The 22,329-nt window shown below is 74.4% G+C and carries 18 protein-coding genes; 8 read left to right on the forward strand and 10 right to left on the reverse strand.

Going from position 1 to position 22,329, the window contains the following annotated elements; all coding sequences use genetic code 11:
• Positions 1-174: 174 nt before the first annotated feature.
• From KZQ38_RS20475 to KZQ38_RS20490, 4 genes are all read right to left on the reverse strand, one after another.
• Entirely contained in the window at positions 175-831 is a 657-nt protein-coding gene (locus tag KZQ38_RS20475) for a GOLPH3/VPS74 family protein (RefSeq protein WP_219443738.1), read from the reverse strand.
• 41 nt (positions 832-872) lie between these two features.
• Positions 873-2,129 carry an alpha/beta hydrolase family protein gene (locus KZQ38_RS20480; RefSeq protein ID WP_219443739.1) on the reverse strand — a complete coding sequence of 419 codons (1,257 nt, stop codon included), beginning with the start codon at positions 2,127-2,129 and terminating at the stop codon, positions 873-875.
• A gap of 110 nt (positions 2,130-2,239) precedes the next feature.
• Entirely contained in the window at positions 2,240-2,992 is a 753-nt protein-coding gene (locus KZQ38_RS20485) for a CPBP family intramembrane glutamic endopeptidase (RefSeq protein WP_219443740.1), read from the reverse strand.
• Between the two features lie 9 nt (positions 2,993-3,001).
• Complete coding sequence (locus KZQ38_RS20490) at positions 3,002-3,772, reverse strand: DUF2470 domain-containing protein (protein WP_219443741.1); 771 nt, start codon at positions 3,770-3,772, stop codon at positions 3,002-3,004.
• Between the two features lie 155 nt (positions 3,773-3,927).
• Here KZQ38_RS20490 and KZQ38_RS20495 point away from each other — a divergent pair, with 155 nt between their 5' ends.
• Both KZQ38_RS20495 and KZQ38_RS20500 read left to right on the forward strand, forming a co-directional pair.
• Positions 3,928-4,401, forward strand: coding sequence for a hypothetical protein (locus KZQ38_RS20495; protein ID WP_219443742.1), 474 nt, complete (start codon positions 3,928-3,930; stop codon positions 4,399-4,401).
• Positions 4,402-4,491: 90 nt separating this feature from the next.
• Positions 4,492-4,956: a hypothetical protein gene (locus tag KZQ38_RS20500; RefSeq protein ID WP_219443743.1), complete on the forward strand. Its 465-nt coding sequence runs from the start codon at positions 4,492-4,494 to the stop codon at positions 4,954-4,956.
• On the opposite strand, the gene KZQ38_RS20505 is transcribed toward KZQ38_RS20500, so the two are convergent.
• The 6 genes from KZQ38_RS20505 to KZQ38_RS20530 are packed head-to-tail and all read right to left on the reverse strand — an operon-like array spanning position 4,953 to position 13,132.
• Positions 4,953-6,101, reverse strand: coding sequence for a VWA domain-containing protein (locus KZQ38_RS20505; RefSeq protein ID WP_219443744.1), 1,149 nt, complete (start codon positions 6,099-6,101; stop codon positions 4,953-4,955). The genes KZQ38_RS20500 and KZQ38_RS20505 overlap by 4 nt on opposite strands.
• On the reverse strand, positions 6,098-8,272 hold the full coding sequence (locus tag KZQ38_RS20510) for a DUF5682 family protein (protein WP_219443745.1): 2,175 nt from the start codon (positions 8,270-8,272) through the stop codon (positions 6,098-6,100). Before KZQ38_RS20510 ends, KZQ38_RS20505 begins: the two co-directional genes overlap by 4 nt.
• On the reverse strand, positions 8,272-9,354 hold the full coding sequence (locus tag KZQ38_RS20515; RefSeq protein WP_219443746.1) for an ATP-binding protein: 1,083 nt from the start codon (positions 9,352-9,354) through the stop codon (positions 8,272-8,274). The genes KZQ38_RS20510 and KZQ38_RS20515 overlap by 1 nt, the downstream gene beginning before the upstream one ends.
• Positions 9,351-10,775, reverse strand: a complete 1,425-nt coding sequence (locus KZQ38_RS20520; protein ID WP_219443747.1) for a DUF5691 domain-containing protein — start codon at positions 10,773-10,775, stop codon at positions 9,351-9,353. Before KZQ38_RS20520 ends, KZQ38_RS20515 begins: the two co-directional genes overlap by 4 nt.
• Positions 10,772-11,917: an SWIM zinc finger family protein gene (locus KZQ38_RS20525; protein WP_219443748.1), complete on the reverse strand. Its 1,146-nt coding sequence runs from the start codon at positions 11,915-11,917 to the stop codon at positions 10,772-10,774. The genes KZQ38_RS20520 and KZQ38_RS20525 overlap by 4 nt, the downstream gene beginning before the upstream one ends.
• A gap of 39 nt (positions 11,918-11,956) precedes the next feature.
• Complete coding sequence (locus tag KZQ38_RS20530; protein ID WP_219443749.1) at positions 11,957-13,132, reverse strand: homogentisate 1,2-dioxygenase; 1,176 nt, start codon at positions 13,130-13,132, stop codon at positions 11,957-11,959.
• 69 nt (positions 13,133-13,201) lie between these two features.
• On the opposite strand from KZQ38_RS20530, the gene KZQ38_RS20535 reads away from it, so the two are divergent.
• The 6 genes from KZQ38_RS20535 (at position 13,202) to cydD (ending at position 22,329) form a co-directional block, all read left to right on the forward strand.
• A complete protein-coding gene (locus KZQ38_RS20535) occupies positions 13,202-14,068 on the forward strand; it encodes a hypothetical protein (RefSeq protein ID WP_308258501.1) in 867 nt (288 codons plus the stop codon).
• Positions 14,065-15,240, forward strand: coding sequence for a fumarylacetoacetate hydrolase family protein (locus KZQ38_RS20540; RefSeq protein WP_219443750.1), 1,176 nt, complete (start codon positions 14,065-14,067; stop codon positions 15,238-15,240). The genes KZQ38_RS20535 and KZQ38_RS20540 overlap by 4 nt, the downstream gene beginning before the upstream one ends.
• A gap of 5 nt (positions 15,241-15,245) precedes the next feature.
• Complete coding sequence (locus KZQ38_RS20545; protein WP_219443751.1) at positions 15,246-15,917, forward strand: IclR family transcriptional regulator; 672 nt, start codon at positions 15,246-15,248, stop codon at positions 15,915-15,917.
• 187 nt (positions 15,918-16,104) lie between these two features.
• The gene (locus KZQ38_RS20550; protein WP_219443752.1) at positions 16,105-17,580 is read left to right on the forward strand and encodes a cytochrome ubiquinol oxidase subunit I; all 1,476 of its coding nucleotides are present in this window, start codon (positions 16,105-16,107) and stop codon (positions 17,578-17,580) included.
• Between the two features lie 9 nt (positions 17,581-17,589).
• Positions 17,590-18,591 (forward strand): cytochrome d ubiquinol oxidase subunit II, encoded by a 1,002-nt coding sequence (gene cydB / locus KZQ38_RS20555; protein WP_219443753.1) that lies wholly within the window; start codon positions 17,590-17,592, stop codon positions 18,589-18,591.
• Between the two features lie 585 nt (positions 18,592-19,176).
• Positions 19,177-22,329, forward strand: coding sequence for a thiol reductant ABC exporter subunit CydD (gene cydD, locus KZQ38_RS20560; protein ID WP_219443754.1), 3,153 nt, complete (start codon positions 19,177-19,179; stop codon positions 22,327-22,329).

Below are 22,329 nucleotides of genomic sequence, written 5' to 3' on the forward strand. Positions count from 1 at the left end.
CGCCCCCGGCACCAAACTTTCAGGGAGCCTGCCTGATAGATACGCGGGGCCGAAACTTTCAGGGAGCCTGCCTGATAGATACGCGGAGCCGGAACTTTCAGGGAGCCTGCCTGAAAGTTTCCGGCGGGGCCTATCTATCAGGCAGGCTCCCTGATAGATACGTGACCCGGCCGGTCAGCCGGTGGCTGCCGGGACGGCCGCCACCACGACCGCCGTGAGCGCCGCGTGCACCTGCTCGATCGCCACACGCGTCGCGTCCGCCGCCCGGTGGTCGGCGGCGATCCCGGCGAGCCGCGCCCGGACGCGGTCGCGTGGCAGCCCCGCGAAGACCTTGCCGTCGAACCGCACCGCCTCGATGATCGCGCACAGCGCGGCGGTGCGGGCGTCCACCGGGCCATCAGCAACCACAGCCGCCGTCAGCCGGCGTCGCACCTCCGTCTCCAACGGCGGCTCCACGCCGCCCGGCGACGGGAACCGGGTGCGCGGGAACACCCACAGCACCCGGTCCTGCTCGCGGTGCAGGACGCCCTGGTCGGCCAGGCCGTCCAGGACGTCCTCGGTGACACCCCGCCCGAGCCGCTCCACCCAGTCCGCCGGTTTGCGCAGCTTGTCGGCCGCGATGGCCGTCAACGCCGCGTCCAACGCCCGGTGGCCGAGCGGAGCCGTGCCCATCGCCACGACGCGGTTGTCCACGACGTCGATCCGCCCCGCGACCGTCAACTCGACCAGCACCGCGCCCGCCAGGCCGTGACCCAGGGCGGGCTGGGCCAGCGCGCGCCTGCCGTCGTCGTCGTAGGCCAGCAGGGCCAGTTCGTCGGCGAGGGTCAGCATGGTTCCACCTTATGCGGCTTCGAAAGACACCCTGCGCGACGTCAGGCGATGAACCGCGTGTCCGGGTAACGCGGGTCGGCCCGGTCGAACACCCGCGTGTGCTTGCCCTTCAGGTGCAGGTCGAAGAACGCCGCGAAGTAGTCGTGCTGCGCGCCCAACGACCGCCGGGGGTCGATCTCGCCGACCAGTTCCTGCCGCTTCCCGGGCGCCAGCAGGCGCTCCAGCTGCGGCGTGATCACCTGGAGGTCGGTGAAGCTGTAGTGCGTGGCGCGGTCGAAGTGCAGGTCGCGCTTCCACCCGCGCTGGTTCGGCCAGAAGTCGCCCCACGTCGCGTCGAGTTCCCGTGCGACGTGCGAGTGCTCCAGCACGCGGCCGGTGTCGGGGTCCTTGAAATCACCGCCCACCAACATGAACGGGCGGTCCAGCCCCTGCTTCACGACCTCGCCCGGCTGCCCGCCCCACCCCATCGCGCCGTCGACGTTGATCCCCGCGTCGATCCGCCGGTCGTGGTGCATCGTCTCGCCGGCCGTGAAACCGCCGTAGGAGTGGCCGAACATGCCGACCCGCGACAGGTCGAGCGACCCCGCGAGCCCACGCGGCAACGGGTCGCGCTCGGCGTCCGGGTTGTCGCCCCGGTCCAGCCGGGCGAGCTGGTCCAGCACGAACCTGGTGTCCGCCACGCGCGTGTCGATCGCGGTCTTGAGCACCTGCGGGTCGTCCTGGGTGACGGTGCCCGGCACCACCCGGCCGTCCGGGAACTCGACCACGCCCGCCTCGTGCGTGTGCGACAGGGACACCACGACGTAACCGCGGCTGGCCAAATCGTCGGTGAGCCCCGTGTTCAGCTCCTTGGCCGAGCCGAAGCCGTGCGAGAACAACACCACCGGCCAGCCGCCCCGGACGCGGTCGGCGGTCGCGCCCGTGCGGGCGTGACGCTTGGCGCCCAGCCAGTCGACCGTGCCCGGCGGCACGTCGAACAGGAACGGGGTGGCCGCGAGTTCGTCGAAGACGGGCGCGATGCCGGGCGAGATCCACGACGCGCGTTCGCCGTCGCGGTGCGCCGGGTAGGTGACGGTGACCATCAGCTCACGCCGGTCGGCGGGCCGCCACGGGTCGGGCCTGCTGTCGACCAGGTGCAGGTCGGTGGTCCCGACCGGGTGCCTGCCGCTGAGCTGCGGCAGCGATATCCGGCCCGGCGGCGCCGCGGTCGGCTCCGCGCTCGCGACGGGCGCGAGCAACGTGGTGGCCGCGGCCAGGCCCGCGGTGAGGGCCAGGGCGCGGTGGAGTTTTCTGGACACTGGTTGCGTTTCCCCTCGGTTGCCGAATCGGCCGCACCCATGCTGGCAAGGAGTCGATCACGCGCGCGTCAGCCCGGAAGCTGAGCGGCAGTCAACCGAAAGGCGGACCGTCACGGCAACCAGTCGAGGTGCCCGCGCAGCAGCGTGTAGCCGACGAACGCCACGACGTCGAGCAGCGCGTGCGCCACGACGAGCACCCACAACCGGTTGGTGCGCTGCCACACCCACCCGAACACCAGGCCCATCACCACGTTGCCGACGAACCCCCCGAAGCCCTGGTACAGGTGGTAGCTGCCGCGCAGCACGGCACTGGCCGCCAACGCCGTGCCGTCACGCCACCCGAGCTGCCGCAGGCGCGTCAGCAGGTAGCCGACGACCAGCACCTCCTCCGCCCACGCGTTGCCACCGGCGGCGAGGACCAACGTGGCGCTGCGCCACCACGACTCGTCCAAAGTGGACGGTTGCACGGCGAGGTTGAGGCCGAAATTCCAGGCCAGCAGGTAGAAGGCCAGGCCGGGCAGGCCGATCAACGCGGCCAGGCCGAGGCTGCCCACCGCGTCCCGCCCGGGTCGGGTCCGGTCCAGGCCGAGCGCGGCCGGGCGCACCCCGCCACGCCACAGCAGGTACAGGCCCAGGCAGCCCCACGCCGCGAGCTGCCCGACGGAGAGCAGCTGCGCCGCCAGGTCCAGCAGGTCGAACCGGGCCTGCGGCACGTTGATGGCCACCGACTGCTCGTTCAGCGGCTGCGGTTTGAGCAGGCTGTCCAGCAGGCGCACCAGGCTCCGCAGGCCGGACAGGCCCAGCGTCACCGCGAACACCAGCAGGACCTCGACCCGCAACGCGCGGCGGTTGTCCTCGATCACCCGCGCAGGTTAACCGCCCGACCGGCGCTGACCGGCCAGGAAGGGGCAGCCCATCAGCCTGCGCAGCTCCACCGCCAGCTCCGCCGGGTCCGCCACCGGCCGGGAGAACGCGATCCGCACGTCGTGGTCCTCCGCCGCGGTCTCCACGCGCAACCGCAGCCCGAACCGGTCCAGGCCGAGTGGCCGCACGTGGCCGCCGCGCAGCTCGTCCGGCAGGTGCTGGGACAGCAGGCCGACGACGTCCCGGTGCGACAGCTCCAGGTGTCGCAGCCAGTGGTCCTCCTGCCGGTGGAACGGGTCGGGCTCGGCCTGCGCGAACAGCTCCGGGCGCAACGACACGGTGCCCTCCGCGTCCGCCACCACCAGCGACGCCGGGTTCAGCCGCAGCACCGCCGCGCCGTGGCCGACGTCCAGCAGCCTCGGGTCGGGGCGCTCCTCGGCCACGTCCAGGCTCGCCGCGCGGGCCTGCGCCGGGTCGAGCACGCGCAGCCAGCCCGTGATCCACAGCAGGCCGCGCACCGGTTCCCGCAGCGCCACGGCCGCGTGGTCGGCGATCTCCAGCATGGCGGTGATCTCGGTGTCCCGGGCCGCCTCGACCAGCGGGTGGTCGTCGGGCAGCAGGATCGTGGTGTCGCCGCCGGCACGCACGTGGTGCAGCACCGGGTGCACCCGGTGCTCCGTGCCGTCCGAGGGCAACAGGGCCGCGCGCCCACCCCGGGCGGCGATCGTGCGCGCGCGCTCCGCCGGGTGCGGGGCCGGCGGTCGACGGGTCTCGGTCACCGCTCACCTCCCAACTTAGGGCAGCCTAACTTGGAGTTGGGCGCCGGTGGTAGTCCCACTATGGGCGGACGGCTTCGCGGATTCACGCAGACGCGGCGTGGTCGGTGGCCCTAACCTGGTCTCCCCGACCGGCGACGCCTTCCCGGGAGGTGGATGTGCCCACGCCGAACCAGCCGTCCACCGGTGGTGCGGCCCTCGACGACCAGTGGACCCGGTACTGCCTGGAGATCGCAAGTCGACGGGCGTTCATCTGGGTGATCCTCGGCGTGCTCGCGTTCGGCGGGCAGCTCGCCCTGGTGCTCCTCGCGGACGTCGACCCCGAGTTGCCGCTCGCGCTGCTCGCGTTCTCCGTGGTGGTCGTCGTGTTCGCGATGACCCGCCGGCAGCCGCTCACGCGCGTCATGGCCGACCGCGTCTGGCGGTACGAGCGGGTGCACTGGCGCAACGGGCTGCTCGTCGTGCACGCCGAGCAGCAGTTCGTGCTCGACGTCAACGCCGGTCCGCTCGTCCGGGGCCGGATCACCGGGCACCGGCGGGCGTGGCTGGTCGCGCCCGACCGCGCGGGCAACACCGTCGTGACGTTCCGGGGCGTGCCCCGGCTGTTCCCGGCCCGCGTGCGGCGGCGGTGACCCCGAGAGTTTTCTCTCAGCGCGTTTTGGTGATCATTTGTGCGGCTATCCGGGCCGGTGACGGCGATTTCTGGTTGTGTGGGAGCAGTGGTGGGCGAGGAGTGGACGCGGCGGTGCCTGGTCCGGGAGGACCGGCGCGCGGTCCGGTTCATCGGGCTCGCGCTGCTGTCGTTCCTGGCGGTGTGGCTGGTCTCGGTGTGGCTGGAGTCGCGCTGGGTGTTCGTGCTGATCCCGCTGTGCGTGGAGTTCGCGGTGCCGGGGCTGCGGCACTTCTTCAGCCGCCGGACCGTGCGGCGGATCGCGGCCGGCTTCCCGTGGCACCAGGTCGCCGTGACCTTCGTGCCCGGTCGTGCCCGCGTCGGCAGGCAGGCGTACCTGGAGACGGCCGGTTCCGACCGGACGTTCCTGCGGCTGCCGGAGATGCCCGAGCGGGTGCGCGAGCAGGTGCGCCGCACCGGCCTGGTGTGGCTCGCCGGACCCGACGAGCGCGGGCGCACCGCCGTGCTGACCCGCGGCACGCCGTTCCTCACCCTGGGCCGCGTGGTGATCCGCTAGCGGCCGACCGGGAGGTCGTTGCGCTCGGCCCAGGCCGCCACGTCCTCGTGGCGCAGCGCGGTCGCCAGCAGGTCCGGGAACAGGTCCGGGGTGCACGCGAACGCGGGCGCGCCCAGCTCGGAGAGCTGGGCGGCCAGCTCGTGGTCGTACGCGGGCGTGCCGCTGTCCGACAACGCGAGCAGCACCACCACCGTCACGCCGCTGCCGACCAGCTCCCGCACCCGGTGCCGCAGCTCCCGCGCCACGCCGCCCTCGTACAGGTCGCTGATCAGCACCAGCACGGTGTCCATCGGGCGGCGCACCAGCGTCTGCCCGTACGCCACCGCCCGGTTGATGTCGGTGCCGCCGCCGAGCTGCGTGGCGAACAGCAGGTCCACCGGGTCGGCCAGGTGCTCGGTCAGGTCGACCACCTCGGTGTCGAACACGACCAGCCGGGTGTCGACCGACCGCAGCGACGCGAGGCTCGCGCCCAGGACCGCCGAGTGGACCAGCGACTCGGCCATCGAGGCCGACTGGTCCACCAGCAGCACCACGTCCTTGAGGGACGCCGTCCGCCCGCGCCGGGTGTGGCCGATCAGGTCCTGCACCACGAGGGTCTGCTGCGCGGGTTGGTAGTGGCGGAGGTTCGCGCGGATGGTGCGCGCCCAGTCGACGTCCGCCGGCCGCGGGCGCCGGGTGGGCCGGTCGACCGCGCCGCGCACGGCGGCCGGCAGCCGGTCGGCCAGGCGGCGCTCGATGTCGGCGACCACGGAGCGCACCACCGAGCGCGCGGTCTCGCGGGTGCGGTCCGGTATCGCCGAGGACAGCGACAGCAGCGTGCCGACCAGGTGGACGTCCGGCTCGACACCGGCGAGGAGTTCGGGTTCGAGCAGGAGTTGCCGCAGCCCCAGGCGGTCCACCGCGTCGCGCTGCATCACCCGCACCGCGGAGGACGGGAAGTATTCGCGGATGTCGCCCAGCCACCGGTGCAGGACCGGCGCCGAGCCACCCAGCGCGCCCGCTCGCCCACCGGCGGGCGAGCCGCCGTAGAGCCCGGTGAGCGCCGAATCCCGCCGGAGGTCGTCCGCACCCAGCTCCACGAGGTCGCCGGCCGCACCGCCGAGCAGCAGCCGCCAGCGGCGGAGGCGTTCGTTCTCATCGGTCATGGGTGGCCTCCGGAACCTCGTGCGAGCAGCGCGCGGACGTGCCCGACCAGCTCGGCGGCGATCCCCTCGTCCCACTCGGCACCCGGGCCGGTGGTCGACGCGGCGCCCCGGACGCGGTCGCCGAGCATCCGGCGCTCCGCCGGCGTGAACCCGACGACCGCGCGCCGCAGCAGCGGCAGCGCGGCCTCGAAGTCCGGACCCGGCAGCTCCGCCAGCCACGTGTCGACCACGCCGAACAACCTCGGGTCGGCCGTCAGCAGCGCCGCCGACCCGCGCAGGAACCCCGCCACGAACGCCGTCGCGCCCGCCTGCGACGACACCGCCCGCCGCAACCGCGCCGCGACCGCCGCCGAGTCCAGCTCACCGCCCTCCCACAGCAAACGGGTGGCGCGACCCGCGGGCAGCCCGTGCGCGTCCGACATCCCCGCCACCGCCGACAACGCCCGCCGCCACGTCGCCGCGTGCTCGTCGTCGGCGGCCAGGCGCACCGCGTCGTCCGCGCCGTCCACGGCCGCCACGGCGCGCTCGGCCGTGTCGTCGTCGATGTCGCGGCACGCCGTCGGCAACCCCACCGCGCCCCGCGCGAGCAGGCCGTGCAACGCCGTGCGCAACAACTCGGGGTCCGTCCCGCGAACCGACCCGTACCGCACCGTCGTCGCCAGGTCCGGCAACGCGGCCAGCAGCTCCAGGGCGTCCGTCGCGGACGCGGCGCAGCGGTCCAGGGCCGCGCGGGACCCGTCGACCGCCTCGGGCAGCTCGCACCGCACCGCGTCACCCAGCACCTCGGCCGCCTCGGGCACGCGGGTCGCCGCCGCCGCGCGCAGCCCCAGCACCTGCCGCGCCGCCGCCACGACGGTGACGCCGTGCCGGGCCGCCGTCGCCAACGCCACCGCGAACTCCGGCCGCCAGTGCAACTGCCACGCCTCGGCGAACGTGCCGAGCGTGCGCGTGCTGTCCGGCACGCCCCACGGCACGTCCAGGACGGCCAAGCGCCGCAACAACTTCGAGCGCTCCCGGTCCGTCTCCCCACGCAGGTCGAGCCGGATCGACCGGGGTTGCGCCCGCACCGGCAGCCGCAGCCGGCGGGCCGACCGGTCGAGGTCCGCCGCCAGCGGCGAGGTGGGCACGTCGCCACCCACCGCGCCGAGCCGCTCGCCGACCACGAGTTCGGCGTGCACGAGGTCCAACGGCGCCTGGTTCCCGTCGCACAACACGGTGCGCGCCGCGTCCAGCACCTCCGACAGCCCCGGCGACGGGCGTCCGCGCAACGCGGCCAGCGCCTCCGCCAGGCGCACCGCCTCCACGGCGCTCGCCGTCGACGCGGGCAGGTCCTCGGCACGCAGCACCGCGCACGCGCGGGCGAACCAGCGCGGCACGGTGTCACCCCGCGCCGCGCACTCCCACAGGTGCGCGTACCACCCGGGCGACGCGACACCCGCGCCGTAACCGGACGCGGTGGTCAGCCTGCCGTGGCTCCACGGCACCCACGTGCCGGTGACCTTCTTGCGCGGCAACCCCTTCAGCAACGCCGCGTCGGCCGCGGCGGCGGGCAGCGAGGTCAGCGCGGGCACGTGCCACGCGCCGCACACCACCGCCACCGGCCCGTCGGTGTCCCGCAACGCCTGGCGCAGGTTCCGGCGCATCGCGGCCTCGCGGCGCGACGTCCGCTCGTCCACCTCGTCGGCGAACTCGGCACGCAACGCCGTCATCGCCTCCACCACCGCCCGCGCCACGTCCGCCGGTTCGGTGCGGTGCTCGACCACGTCCTCCCACCAGCGCTCCGGGTCGTCGAACCCGGCGGCCTCCGCCAGCACGCCCAACGGGTCCAGCGCCGGGCCGCCGCCCCCGGTCAGGGAAGCGGCGGCGGGCAGGTCGAAGAACCGCACCGGCACGCCCGCGCCGTGCGCCCACAGCAACGCACGCCATTCCGGGGAGAACTCGGCGAACGGCCAGAACGCGGCGCTCGCCGGGTCCGCCTCGTCGTGCAGCAGCAACGCCACCGGCGGCGTCAGGTCGGGCACGTGGCGCAGCAGCGCGTCGCCCTCCGGCGGACCCTCCACCAGGACCAGCTCGGGCCGCACGCGAGCCAGCGCGGCCTCGACCATGCGGGCCGAACCGGGGCCGTGGTGCCGGATGCCGAGCAACGTCACCCGGTCCGGCAAGTCGGCCATCAGCGGTCCTGGCAGGCGCGGTAGAGGTCGCGCCAGTCGGCGCGCTCCCGCACCACGGCCTCCAGGTACTCCTGCCACGCGACGGCGTCCGAGACGCGGTCCTGCACCACCGCGCCGAGCAGCCCCGACACCAGCTCCTCGGCGGTGACCGAGCCGTCGCCGAAGTGGCCCGCGAGCGCCATGCCGCTGGTGACCACGGAGATCGCCTCGGCCGTGGACAGGCTGCCGCTGGGCCGCTTCAGCTGCGTGCGACCGTCCACAGTGGACCCGCTGCGGAGTTCGCGGAAGATGCGCACCACCCGGCGCACCTCGTCCAGCGCGGGTGGTTCGGCGGGCAGCTCCAGGGCGCGGCCGAGCTGGGCGGCCCGCGTCGCCACGATCCGCACCTCGTCGTCCTCGGTGGCGGGCGGCGGCAGGACGACCGTGTTGAAGCGGCGCGCGAGCGCCGACGACATCTGGTTGACGCCCCGGTCGCGGTCGTTGGCGGTCGCGATCACCGTGAAACCCGGCACGGCACGCACCTGCGTGCCCAGCTCCGGCACCGGCAGCAGCTTCTCCGACAGGATCGTGATGAACGAGTCCTGCACCTCGGCGGGCATCCGGGTCAGCTCCTCCACCCGCGCCACCGCGCCGGTCCGCATCGCGGTCAGCACCGGGCTGGGCACGATGGCCGCCTCGCTCGGGCCCTCCGCGATCAGCCGGGCGTAGTTCCAGCCGTACCGGACGGCGTCCTCGCCGGTGCCCGCCGTGCCCTGCACGACCAGCGTCGAGTCACCGCTCACCGCCGCCGCCAGGTGCTCCGACAGCCACGACTTCGCCGTGCCGGGCACGCCCACCAGCAGCAGCGCGCGGTCCGTGACGAGGGTGCCGACGGCGATCTCCACCAACCTCCGGTCGCCCACGTACTTCGGCGTGATCACGGTGCCGTCGGGCAGCGTGCCGCCCAGCACGTACCGGACGACGGCCTGCGGCGACATGCGCCACCGCGGCGGTCGCGGCCGGTCGTCCGCGCGGGCCAGGGCGTCCAGCTCGGCGGCGTGCTGCTGCTCGGCGGACGGCCGCAGCACGGTCTCGGTGGTCACGGCGGTGGTCCTTCCGGTCGGGTGGCGAAGGCGTCGCGCAACCGCACCCGCAGGCGCAGCACGTCCAGGTCGGCGGTGTGCTCGGGCCAGCGGGCCGTGATGCGGTCCCAGCACGCGCCGAGCACCGCGGCGTCGCCCCTGGCCAGCAGCACGGCGGGCGGGCGGGCCGCACGCCACCTCGGGTCCCGGGTGGCGGCGTAGCGGTCCAGCAGGGCTTCGGTCGCCGCGGGCGACCACGGGGCGGGCAGCTGCGCGCAGGCGTGGTCGAGCAGGTCGTAGTTCCAGTGCCGGGCCACCTCGGCGATGGTCAGCGCCGCCAGGTCCGCGGGCAGCGCCGCCAGCATCTCCAGCTGCTCCATGCCGGTCAGCGCGCGGGTCGCGGCCAGCGCCCACGGCCCGGCGTCCACCGCGAGCCGCAGCCGCCGCGCCACGCCGCGCAGCAACGCCGCCGCCCACGGACCGCGCTCCAGCACGCGGGCCGCGCCCGCGTCGTCGGTGCCCAGGCGGTCGGTCCAGTGGCTCGGCGGCACGCTCGCCGCCGCACCCCGGACGCGGCCCTCGACACCGGCCTCCGAACCGTCGCGCAACAGGTCCCGCGCCTCGTCCGGCTCGGGTTCGGCGGACGCCCACAGCCCGTCGGGCCGCACGTCGAAGCCGTTCGCGGTGAGCCGCAGCCCGCGGTGCAGGCGCTCGGCGGCGCGGGCCGCGAGGCGCGCGCCGGGCAGGCCGCGCAGGAGCCGCAGGGCCTCGTCGTGGACGCCGATCGCCCGGTCGTCCAACGCCTGCTCCAGCAGGGGTTCGTCGGCCGGGGACAGGTTCGTCTCCAGGGCGTTGACCAACGCCTGGCGGTCCACGGCCCGGCGTTGCGCGGTGAACCGCGCGGCGACGAACGCGCGGACGCCGTCCGGGTCGGCGGCGCGGGCCCGGCGCAGGGCCGCCTGCCGCGCCGGGCCCGGCAGGTCGAGCGCGTCCTCCGGGTCGACGTCGGCGACCGGCCCGCCCGCCGCCCACGCCCAGCCGGGGCGCAGCGCCGCGAGCCACCGGCCACGCGTGCCGAGCACCGCGGTCACCGCCTGCCGCAGCCCGGGGTGCGTGGTGGCCAGGCCGAGCAGCGCGGGCACCTCCTTGGGGTGCGCGACGGTCCGCCGCGCGGTGGCCAGGCCGCACCACTCGGTGAGCAGGAACTGGTCGTCCAGGTCGAGGATGCGGGCCAGGACCTCGCGGGCGGCGGGTCCGGCCACGTGGTCGCGGTCGGTCGGCGCGGGTGCCAGCAGGGGGTCGTCCACGACGGGCGGCAGCCACGCGCCGTGCGCCGCCACGCCCAGGGCCGCGCAGCGGTCCAGCAGCTCGGTCGGGGACGTGCCGGCGCGGTGCGCGCCGACCAGCAGGTCGCGCACGGCCGCGTCCCAGTCGGCGGTCATCCGACTACCTCCGGTGGTTCGCCGGGTGCGGCGATCGCCCCGAGGGCCAGCTCGCGCCCGTTCCACAGGCCCCAGGCGTCGAACGGGTCACCCGCCGTCAGGGCCACCGCCTGGTCCAGCGCGAGGTCGGCCCGCACGGGGAGCGCCCGGCCCGTCCCGTCGACCAGCCGCCGGGTGTCGGCGGTCAGCCGCGCGGACGCGCAGCCGACCGGGTGCAGGCGCTGCCACGGGTCGCCCCGCAACACGTCCGCCACGTCCGCCAACGCGGTCCGCCAGTCGGGTGGCGCGGGCAGCGGCCCGGGTAAGCCGCCTTCGCCCAGCTCGCCCGCGGCGACCCGCCGTGGAGCGACGCCCGGGTACGGGTGGAGCACCCCGGTCACCTCGACGCCGTGCGGCAGCAGGGGTTCGGGACGCGCCCCGCCGCCCGCGTGTCGGATGGCCACCACCCAGCCGTGCGCCCGGCCCCACACCCACTGGCGGACGGTGCGCACCAGGCCGTCGTCGGTGTCCAGGCGCAGCAGGGGCAGCCAGCGGTCGGTCCAGCCCTCGCCCGCGCGGGCCTCCTCCTCGGTCACGGCGTAACCCAGGCGGCGGCGCACGACGGGCGCGTCGGCCTCCGCCGAGCGGGTCAGCAGGTGCAGGCCGCCGAGCCGGTCGGCCGCGTCGTGCGCCCACGTCCGCCCACCCGCCGCGACCAGCGACCGCAGCTCCTCGACGGCCGACGCCAGGCCCTTCGCCTGCGCGTCGACCATGCGTGCCGTGATCGCGTGCCACCACGCCGCGTCACGCGCGGGCAGTCCGGCGATACCCGCGTCCGCCACGTCCGCGAGCCAGTCGGCAAGGGCGCGCACGCCACCACGCACCGCCTCCGCCCGCTCGCGTGCCGTCTTCTCCCGCGCACGGGCCCGCCGCACGGCCTCCGGCGAGTCGGCCGTGATGGGCCGGGTGCGCTCGTCGACGGGCCGGGTGTGGTCCTCGCCGGGCGGGTCGATGGTGGGCCGGTCCTCCGCGGACCGGCCGGCGGCGGCCTGGTCGCGATCCTGCTCGGCCTGTCCGGTGGCGGGCCGGTCCTCCGCGGACCGGCGCGTGGCGGCGGCCGACCGGGGTGCCCGGCCGGCCGGCGTCACCGCACGCGCGTCCATGACCGCCGAAGGTAGCGGCGACCACCGACAGCGCGGTGATCACCCCAAGTCGGGACCCCGCCGCGCCCACGTCCAGGCGTACTTCGGGTCCTCCGCCGCGGTGGCCGCCTCACCCAGCTCCAGCGGGCGGAACGTGTCGACCATGACGGCGGTCTCGTCGAAGAAGTCCGCGCCCAGCGACGCCTCCACCGCACCCGGCTGCGGGCCGTGCGTGCAGCCCGACGGGTGCAGCGACAGCGAGCCGATGCCGATGCCGGAGCCCTTGCGCGCCTCGTAGTTGCCGCCCACGTAGAACATCAGCTCGTCGGAGTCGACGTTCGCGTGGTTGTACGGCACGGGGATCGCCAACGGGTGGTAGTCGACCTTGCGCGGCATGAACGAGCACACCACGAAGTTCGGCCCCTCGAACGTCTGGTGCACGGGCGGCGGCTGGTGCACGCGGCCGGTGATGGGCTCGAAGTCGCGGATGTTGAAGACCCACGGGTACAGGCAGCCGTCCCACCCGACGACGTCGAACGGGTGGTTGGCGTACGTGAACCTGGTGAGCCCGGCGCGGTGGCGCACGAGGACCTCGACGTCCTCGCCGTCCACCAGCAGCGGTTCGGCCGGTCCGCGGATGTCGCGCTCGCAGTACGGCGCGTGCTCCAGGAACTGGCCCTTGGCCGACAGGTAGCGCTTCGGGGGACCGATGTGTCCGGTGGCCTCCAGCACCAGGATGTTCATGGGGGTGTTGGGCACGACGCGGTAGGTGCACGAGGTCGGCAGGACCACGTAGTCGCCCTCGGCGACCGGCAGCGCGCCGTAAATCGTCTCCACGACGCCGTCGCCGGTCTGCACGTACAGCAGCTCGTCGCCGGCGGCGTTGCGGTAGAGCGGGCTGGGCGCGCCCGCCCGCACGAAGCCGATGGTGACGTCCGCGTTGCCGAACAGCCGGCGGCGGCCGGTGACCGCGTCCTCGTCTCCCGACCAGGTCAGGTCCTGGGTCTTGAACGCGCGCGGCTTGAGCGGCAGGTTCGGCGTCAACGCGCCGCGGGTGTCCTCGACGGTCTCCGCGTTGACGATCGCGGTCGGCAGGTGGCGGTGGTAGAGCAGCGCCGAATCGGCCGAGAAGCCCTCGACGCCCATCAGCTCCTCCGCGTACAGGCCGCCCTCCGGCGTGCGGAACTGGGTGTGGCGCTTTCGGGGTATCTCACCCACCTGGCGGTAGTACGCCATCGTTCACTCCGGGCGTTCGATAGTCGGACATCTTTGTTCATAGACCGGTACGCCACTAGCGTGTCAGCCGTGTCAAGCGCCTTCGAACTCCGTGCGCCCGGTCCACGCGGCACTCCGCCCCTGCTCGCGCGGCTCGTCGACGACGCCGCCCTGTTCCCGCCGGGCAACGCGACCATGCCCGACGCCGTCCGCGGTCACCTCGACGCGCGGGTCGGCGAGTGGGCAGGCGCGGTGGGGCTGTTCCTGTGTCCCGCGTCACGTCTGGCGGAGCTGATCACCGAGCTGATCAAGGTCAAGCCGGTGAAGCCCATCGCCCTCTCCCTGATCATCGACACGGGCCTGGGTGGTGTGCCCAAGGCCGTGTCGATCGTGGAATCCCGCAGCGAGTTGCTGGCGTTGCGGATGGTCGAGATGCCCGCGCCGTCCGACGTGGACGAGGTGTGGCTGGAACGCGTCTCCGAGTTCGTGCCCGAGGACGTGATCCGCGTCGTCGAGCCCCGCCGCGGCGGTGCCGAGTGGCTCGACGGCGTCCGCCGGGTCATCGAGCACGGGAGCTGGCCGAAGCTGCGGTGCGGCGGCCTGTCCCGGGAGAACTTCCCGAGCGTGGACGAGGTCGCCGACTTCCTGTCCGTGGTGTCCGGCGGTGGTGTCGCGTTCAAGGCCACCGCGGGCCTGCACCACGCCGTCCGCTACACGGACGCGGAAACCGGCTTCACCCACCACGGGTTCCTCAACCTGCTGGTGGCGACCGCGCGTGCGCTGTCCGGCGGTGACGTGCGCGCCGCGCTGTCGTCGTCGGACGCGGAGGCGCTGGCCGCCGAGGCGTCCGGGCTGTCCGACCAGGCCGCGCACGCCGTGCGCGGGGTGTTCGCCTCCTACGGCTCGTGCTCCCTGGACGAGCCCATCACCGACCTGGAAGAACTGGGCCTGCTGTGACGTGGATCGAAGACCCGGCGTTCGTCGCCGACGCGCCCTTCGGGCCGCAGACCCTGCCCTACGGCGTCATCGCGGACGGCATCGCCGTGCGCGTCGGCGACCAGGCGCTGCCGCTGCGGCCCATCGCCGACCACTTCGGCGACCTCGCGCACCTCGTGGCCGCCGACGACCTGAACCCGCTGCTGGCCGCCGGCCGGCCCGCGTGGAGCGAGCTGCGGGCCCGGCTGCTCGACCTCGTGACGGCGGCGTCCGCGCCGCGTGGCGCCGTGCTGACGGCCCTGTCCGGCGCGGTGCTGCCGTTCCGGGTCGCCGACTACGTGGACTTCTACTCGTCGCGGCACCACGCGGAGAACGTCGGCCGGATCTTCCGCCCGGACGGCGACCCGCTGCTGCCCAACTGGACGCACCTGCCGATCGGCTACCACGGCCGCGCCGGGACCGTCGTGGTCTCCGGCACGCCCGTGGTGCGCCCGCACGGCCAGCGCCGGTCCTCGCCCGGACCGGAGTTCGGGCCGACCCGGCGGCTGGACATCGAGGCCGAGGTGGGCTTCGTGTGCGGCGGTCCGGTGGCGTCCCGGCTGAGCCCGTCGCGGGCCGTGGACCACGTGTTCGGCGTGGTCCTGGTCAACGACTGGTCCGCCCGCGACATCCAGGCGTGGGAGTACCAGCCGCTCGGGCCGTTCCTGGGCAAGTCGTTCGCGACGTCGGTGTCGGCGTGGATCACGCCGCTGGAGGCGTTCGCGGTGGCCCGCGTGACCCCGCCGCCGCTGGGCAACGACGTGCTGCCCTACCTGGTCGAGGAGCGGCCGTGGGGCCTCGACATCCGGCTGGAGGTCGAGTGGAACGGGGTGCGCGTGGCCAGGCCCCCGTTCCGGGAGATGTCCTGGACTTTCGCCCAGCAACTCGCGCACCTGTCCGCGAACGGCGCTACGGTTCGGCCGGGCGACCTGATCGCGTCCGGCACCGTCTCCGGCCCGTCCCGCGACGAGCGCGGCTCCTTCCTGGAGCTGAGCTGGGGCGGCAAGGACCTGGTGGACGTCGACGGCGGCCGGACGTTCCTGGAGGACGGCGACACGGTGCGGATCACCGCCACCGCCCCCGGTGAGCACGGCTCCGTCGTCGGCCTGGCCGAGGTGGTCGGCACCGTGTCGCCCGCTGAAGAGGAGAGGTAGGACCCGTGGCCAGACCTGACCCGCGTGGCCGGCTGCCCGCGCCCGCCGGGTCGAAGGAGAGTTCGCTGACCCTGGAGCGGGGCCTGGCCCTGCTCCAGGCGGTCGCCGACGCCGAGTCGGAGGCGCCGTCGATCAGCGAGCTGGCCGCCGCCATAGGCGCGTCGCGGGCTGCCGTGTACCGCCTGCTGGTGCCGTTGCAGTCGCGTGGCCTGGTGCGGCGGGAGGGTTCGAAGGTGCGGCTCGGGCTGGGCGTGCTGCGGTTGGCGTCCAACGTCCTGCCGCAGTTGCGGCTGGCCGCGCAGCCCGCGTTGCGGACCCTGGCCGAGCACGTCGGCGCCACCGCGCACCTGACCGTGGCGGACGGGTCGGAGGCGCAGGCGGTCGCCGTCGTCGAGCCGTCGTGGACGGCGTACCACGTGGCGTACCGGGTCGGGTCCCGTCATCCCGTGCACCGGGGTGCGGCGGGCAAGGCCATCGGCCTGGCGGCGGAGGGTCGGCAGTGGGTCCAGTCGACCGGGGAGTTGCAGCCGGGCGCGTTCGGCGTCGCGGCGCCGGTGCGCGGGGTGCCCGGGTTGCGGGCCAGCGTGGGCGTGGTGGCGTTGGAGAAGCTGGACGGCGACGTCGTGGGGCCGCAGGTGGTGCGGGCGGCGCAGGAGGTCTCTGAAGCGTTGCGGTGACCGCGGGGGTGCTCGTGGTGCGCGTGGCCGTGTCGCCTGCTCGCGGCCGGGCTCTCCGTGTCCCGTCTCGCCGGCCATGCCTCCGCGTCCGCCGTGCCCGGCTGTCCGGCCGGGGGGACCTTGGTCCCGGGCCGACCGGGACCGTCGTACCTGATCGCGACCGGGCCCGCGCCCTAGCGTCGTGGCCGTGGACGTTCTCGACCTGGCGCGGTGGCAGTTCGGCATCACCACCGTCTACCACTTCCTGATGGTGCCGCTGACGATCGGGCTGTCGCTCCTGGTCGCCGGGATGCAGACGGCCTGGGTCCGGACCGGGGACCGCAAGTACCTCGCCATGACGAAGTTCTGGGGCAAGCTGCTCCTGATCAACTTCGCCATGGGCGTGGTGACCGGCATCGTGCAGGAGTTCCAGTTCGGCATGACCTGGAGCGCCTACTCGCGTTTCGTCGGCGACGTCTTCGGCGCGCCGCTGGCGATGGAGGGCCTGGTGGCCTTCTTCGTCGAGTCCACGTTCCTCGGGCTGTGGATCTTCGGCTGGGACCGCCTGCCGAAGCGCGTGCACCTGGCGTGCGCGTGGGCCTTTTCGTTGGCCACCATCGCATCGGCGTACTTCATCCTCGCGGCGAACTCGTGGATGCAGCACCCGGTCGGCGTCGTGATGGAGGACGGCAGGCCGCGGCTCACGTCGATCTGGGAGGTGCTGACCAACAGCACCGTGCTGGCCGCGTTCCCGCACACCATCTTCGGCGCGTTCGCCGTGGCCGCGGCGTTCTTGGTCGGCATCGCCGCCTGGCACCTGTGGCGCCGGGGCGACGACGAGCCGGTGTGGCGGTCGTCGGTGAAGCTCGGGACGTGGGTGGGCGTGGTCGCGTTCACGGGTCTCGCGATCACCGGCGACTTCCAGGGCAAGCTGATGTTCGAGCAGCAGCCGATGAAGATGGCGGCGGCGGAGGCGTTGTGCCACACCGAGTCGCCCGCGGCGTTCTCGGTGTTCGCGATCGGCGACGTGTCGCGGCCGGACTGCGAGAGCGTCAAGAGCATCACCGTGCCGGCGTTGCTGTCGTTCCTGGCGCACAACGACTTCACCACCGAGGTGAAGGGCGTCGAGGACCTGGTGCCGATGTACCAGGAGAAGTACGGCACGAACTACCCGGTGGACGAGCGGCTGGGCGAGCTGTCGGGGCAGCCGATCGACTACGTCCCGGTGCTGCCGGTCACGTACTGGGGTTTCCGGCTGATGATCGGCTTCGGCGCGATCTCGGCGGGTGTCGGGCTGCTGGTGCTGTGGTTGACGCGTGGCGGGCGCGTGCCGCGCGGGCGGTGGTTCAAGTGGTTGGCGCTGGGCAGCATCGCGACTCCCTTCCTGGGCAACAGCTTCGGCTGGATCTTCACCGAGATGGGGCGGCAGCCGTTCGTGGTGGTGCCGAACCCGAGCGGCGTGGACGGGGTGTGGATGTTCACCGCGCGGGCGGTGTCGAACTCGACGCCCGGTGAGGTGTTGACGTCGTTGATCTCGCTCACGCTGGTGTACGGCGTGCTGGCGTGCGTGGAGGTCTTCCTGATCCGCCGGTACGTCCGGGGTGGCGTGGCGGGCGTGCTGCCGCCCGGTGGTCCGGGGACCGGGTCGAAGTCGGGCGACGACGTCCTGTCGTTCGCGTACTGAGGGGTAGTCGTGGAGACGTTCTGGTTCTGCGTGATCGCCCTGCTGTGGCTGGGCTACCTGTTCCTGGAGGGTTTCGACTTCGGCGTCGGGATGTTGTTGCCGGTGCTCGGGCGGGACGAGACCGAGCGCCGGGTGCTGATCAACACCATCGGCCCGGTGTGGGACGGCAACGAGGTGTGGTTGCTGGTGGCGGGCGGGGCGACGTTCGCCGCGTTCCCCGGGTGGTACGCGTCGTTGTTCAGCTCGGCGTACCTGCCGTTGGTGTTGTTCCTGCTGGCCCTGATCGGCCGCGGGGTGGCGTTCGAGTACCGGGGCAAGGTGGACGGCGCGCGGTGGCGGCGCACGTGGGACGTGGTGATCTTCGCGGGCTCGTGGGTGGCGGCGCTGGGTGTGGGTTTGGTGCTCACCACCAACGTGTTCGGCCTGCCCCTGGATGCCGCGGGTGACCGGGTCGGGTCGCCGTTCGCCGCGATCACGTGGGAGAGCTTGCTGGGCGCGTTGGCCGTGGCCGGGTATGCGTTGGTGCACGGGGCGGTGTTCCTGTCGTTGAAGACGGAGGGGGAGGTGCGGGAACGCGCGCGTGCGCTGGCTTTGAGGCTGGCCCCGATCGCCCTCCTGCCGCTGGTGGTGCTGTTGCTCCTGGTCCAGATCCGGTTCGGGACGGTGTGGACGTACGCGGCGTCGATCGCGGTGGCGCTGGCGGCGTTCGGTGCGTTGGCGAGGCTGGCGCTGCGCCGCGAGGGTCAGGCGTTCGCGCTGATGGGTGTGGCGGTGGCGTGCACGGTGGTGGCGTTGTTCGGGGCGCTGTACCCGAACGTGCTGCCGTCGACGCTGGATCCCGCGTACACGCTGACTGTCGAGAACACCGCGTCGAGCCCGTACACCCTCACCGTGATGACCTGGGTAGCCGCCTTCGGCACCCCGGCAGTCCTGGTCTACCAGGGCTGGACCTACTGGGTGTTCCGCAAGCGGATCGGCACCCGTCACATCCCCCGGGTACACGTCCCCTGAGCCCACGCCCGGACCGCCCGGCCGTCCGGACGCCCCTGACCGGGGCACCCGGACGGCCATAGAGTCATTCGCCCGCGGTGAAGCCCGCAGACCCAAGCCCACCACCCAAGGCCGCCCCGCCGATCAGCCAACACCCCCCAGCGCCCACCCCCCAGCGCCCACCCCCCAGCGCCCACCCCCCAGCGCCCACCCCCCAGCGCCCACCCCCCAGCGCCCACCCCCCAGCGCCCACCGCAGCCCAGCGCCCCCCCAGCGCCCATCGCCCGACCGCGCCGCCCGACCCCAGCGCCCGACCCCAGCGCCCGACCGCGCCGCCCAGACATCCCGGCCCAGGTCGCCCCGCTCAGGCCGCCCCGCCTGGCCAACCGACCTCCGCCGACCGAGTCCCCGCCTCAAGGCCCGCCAACCAAGGCCCGCCAAACTTTCAGGCAGGCTCCCTGAAAGTTAGACCTCGTTGTGCTCGTGGGCGCGGTGCTGGAGGGCGGCGTGCGGCGGATGAGGCCGTCCGGAGCAGGACCTAGGTCCCGCCCGGGACGGGACCGTCGTACCTGAGTCGGGGCGGGTCGGTCGAACTACCGTCGTGGCGTGGACGTCCCCGGAGCCCCTTCCGCCAAGAAGCCGGGGAGAGGTCCGCTCGGCGCGCTGCCGGCGCTCTCGCCGTCGGCGCGCCGGGCGTTGGCCTCGTGCGCGGTGCTCGCCGCGCTGTCCGCCGCCGCCCTCGTGTGGCAGGCGGTGGCACTCGCCTCGGCCCTGGTCATGAACGGCTCGCTGCTCTCCCTGGCCGGTGCGGTCGTGGTGCGGGCCGCGTTGGCGTGGGCGACCGAGGCGGTGGCCGCGCGGGCGGCGGCCAACGCCAAGGAGGAACTGCGGGCCGCCGTGCTGGACCGGTCGCTCGGACTCGGCCCGGCCTGGATCGTCGACCGCGGACCGGCCGAACTGGCGGTCCTCGCGACCAAGGGCCTGGACGCCCTCGACGCCTACTTCACCCGCTACCTCCCCGCCCTGGTGACCACGGCCGTCGTGCCGGTCCTCGTGGGCGGCTGGATCTTCGTCACCGACCCGACGTCCGCGGTGCTCGTGGCGGTGACGCTGCCGCTGATCCCGGTGTTCGCGATCCTCATCGGCAAGTTCACCGCGGCACGGGTGGGCGCCGCCGCGACAGCCCTGGAGAAGCTGTCCGGCCGGCTTGCCGAACTCGTGCGGGCGCTGCCCGTGCTGACCGCGTTCGGCCGCGCCGCCGCGCAGGCGGACGCCGTGCGGGACGTCGGCGAGCGGTACCGCAAGGCCACCATGGGCACGTTGCGCATCGCGTTCCTCTCGGCGCTGGTGCTGGAGATCGTGGCGTCGCTGTCGGTGGCGCTGATCGCCGTGGGCATCGGCCTGCGCCTGGTCTCGGGCGAACTGTCCCTCTGGACGGGCCTGGTCGTGCTGATCCTCGCCCCCGAGTGCTACCTGCCGCTGCGGGCGGCCGGTGCGGCGCACCACGCGTCCGAGGACGGTGTGGAGGCGGTGCGACGGGTGGCCGAAGTGCCCGAGCCGCCAGTGCGTGGGGCCGCCGGGGTGCGCGGCGGCGGGGTGCCGGGCTTCGCCGGGGTCGAGGTGCGGAACCTGCGGGTGCGGCGGCGGGGGCGGTTCGCGCCGGATGGGGCCGACTTCGTCGTTCGGCCGGGCGAGGTGCACCGGTTGGACGCGCCCAGCGGGGCGGGGAAGTCGACGTTGTTCGGGGTGTTGCTGGGGTTCGTCCGGCCCGATGGCGGTGAGGTCCTGGTGGATCGGGACGCCATCGCCTGGGTGCCGCAGCGGCCCGCGTTCGCCGGCCGCACGGTTGCCGACGAACTCGAACTCACCACCGGCCGGGTCGATCCGGGTGTGCTGGCCGAAGTGGCCGCCGAGCACCTGGTGCACCGGCCCATCGCCGGGCTGTCCACCGGCGAACGGCAACGGGTGGCTGTCGCGCGTGCCCTCACCCGTGTCCGGGACGGTGCCTCCGTGCTCCTGCTGGACGAGCCCACCGCGCACCTGGACCCGGCCACCGCGTCCCTCGTCATGGCCGCCGTGCGGCGTGCGGCGGACGGGGGCGCGGCGGTTCTGCTCGCCACCCACCGCACGGCCGACGCGGCGGACACCGCCGTGCCGGCCGTCGCCGTGGAACACGACGTCGACCGGGCGGCACGTCCGCGCAGCCCCCGGCCGACCGCCCGGGTGCTGGCCGGGGCGGCGCTGGGGGTCGCCGCCTCGGCCGCCGGGGTGGCGCTCACCGCGCTCGCCGCCCACCTGATCGCGAAGGCCGCGACCCAGCCGCCGATCCTCACGCTGTCCGTCCTCGTCGTGGGCGTGCGGACGTTCGCCCTGGCCAAGGGCGTCCTCCGGTACCTGGAACGGCTCGTGTCGCACGACGCCGCGTTCCGGTTCGCCGAGGACCTGCGGGTGCGGCTGTGGCGTGGACTGCGACCCGGCCGCGCGGAGCTGACCCGCCTCGTGGACGACGTGGACGTGGTCCGCGACCTGGTGCCCCGCGTGCTCCAGCCGCCGCTGGTGGCCGCCGGTGTCGGGCTCGCCGCGGTGGTGTTGTTCTGGTTCATCTCGCCGTGGGCGGCGCTGGCGCTGGCGGTGGCGCTGGTCGTCGGCGGCACGCTCGCGCCGCTGGTCGCGGTCGCCGTGGAACGCCGGGCCAGCGCCGTGCTGGCACGCGGCAGGCGACGCGTGTCGGAGGACGTCCTGACGCTGCTGACCGCCGCACCGGACCTGATCGCGTTCGGCGCGGACCGGAGGGCACGGGCCGCGCTCGCCGCCCACGACGCCGAACTGGCCCGGCTGACCCGCCGGCAGGCGCTCGGCGCGGGTGCGGCGACCGGCGTCGTGCACCTGGCGCTCGGGTTCGCCGTCGTGGCGTGCGCGGCCATCGCGGCGGGCGTGGACCCGTTGCTCGCGCCGGTCCTCGGCCTGGTGCCGCTGGCGCTGGCCGAGCCGTTGTCCGCCCTGCCCGCCGCCGCGCAGCACCGGGTCGCGCTGCGCGAGGCGTACGGGCGGATCGCCGAGCTGTCGGCGATCCCGGAACCGCGGGCCGGAGCCAGGGGGAGGGCTTCGGCGGCGGAGCGGGTCGACCCGCTGGTGCCACAGCGGGTCGACCCGCCGGGGGGCGTGGCGTTCGCGCTGGACGACGTCACGGCCCGGTGGCCCGGCGCGTCCGCGCCCGCGCTCGTCGACGTCACCTGCCACGTGCCGGTGGGCGCGAAGGTCGCCGTGGTCGGGCCGTCCGGTGCGGGGAAGTCGACGTTGCTCGCGCTGCTGCTCGGGTTCCTGCCGCCGGCGGGCGGTGTGGTGCGACGGCCGGCGCGGGTCGCGTGGTGCCCGCAGGAACCGTTGCTGGTGACCACGTCGTTGCGGGACAACCTGCGCATCGGCGACCCGCGCGCGGACGACGCCGCCCTGCGTGCCGTGCTGGACCGCGTCGGGCTGCGACTCGACCTGGACACGCGCATCGGGCCGACCGCGTTGTCCGGTGGCGAGGCGCAACGCGTCGCGCTCGCCCGCGCGTTGCTGCACGACGCGGACGTGCTGCTGCTCGACGAGCCCACCGCACACCTGGACGAGGCGTCCGCGCGGGACCTGCTGGACCTGGTCGACGGGCTCGACCGGACCGTCGTGCACATCACCCACCGGCCCGACGAGGCCGCGCGGGCGGACCTGGTGCTGGAGGTGTCCCGGGGGCGGGTCGGGGTCGGGGCCTACCGTTGA

Source organism: Saccharothrix obliqua, from assembly GCF_019375475.1.
Lineage (GTDB): Bacteria > Actinomycetota > Actinomycetes > Mycobacteriales > Pseudonocardiaceae > Actinosynnema > Actinosynnema obliqua.

Bases quoted from the DNA above. Each gene is read 5' to 3' on its own strand.
- KZQ38_RS20475 (WP_219443738.1), bottom strand. From the start codon at position 831: ATGCTGACCCTCGCCGACGAACTGGCCCTGCTGGCCTACGACGACGAC.
- KZQ38_RS20505 (WP_219443744.1), bottom strand. From the start codon at position 6,101: ATGACCGATGAGAACGAACGCCTCCGCCGCTGGCGGCTGCTGCTCGGC.
- KZQ38_RS20510 (WP_219443745.1), bottom strand. From the start codon at position 8,272: ATGGCCGACTTGCCGGACCGGGTGACGTTGCTCGGCATCCGGCACCAC.
- KZQ38_RS20520 (WP_219443747.1), bottom strand. From the start codon at position 10,775: ATGACCGCCGACTGGGACGCGGCCGTGCGCGACCTGCTGGTCGGCGCG.
- KZQ38_RS20525 (WP_219443748.1), bottom strand. From the start codon at position 11,917: ATGGACGCGCGTGCGGTGACGCCGGCCGGCCGGGCACCCCGGTCGGCC.
- KZQ38_RS20530 (WP_219443749.1), bottom strand. From the start codon at position 13,132: ATGGCGTACTACCGCCAGGTGGGTGAGATACCCCGAAAGCGCCACACC.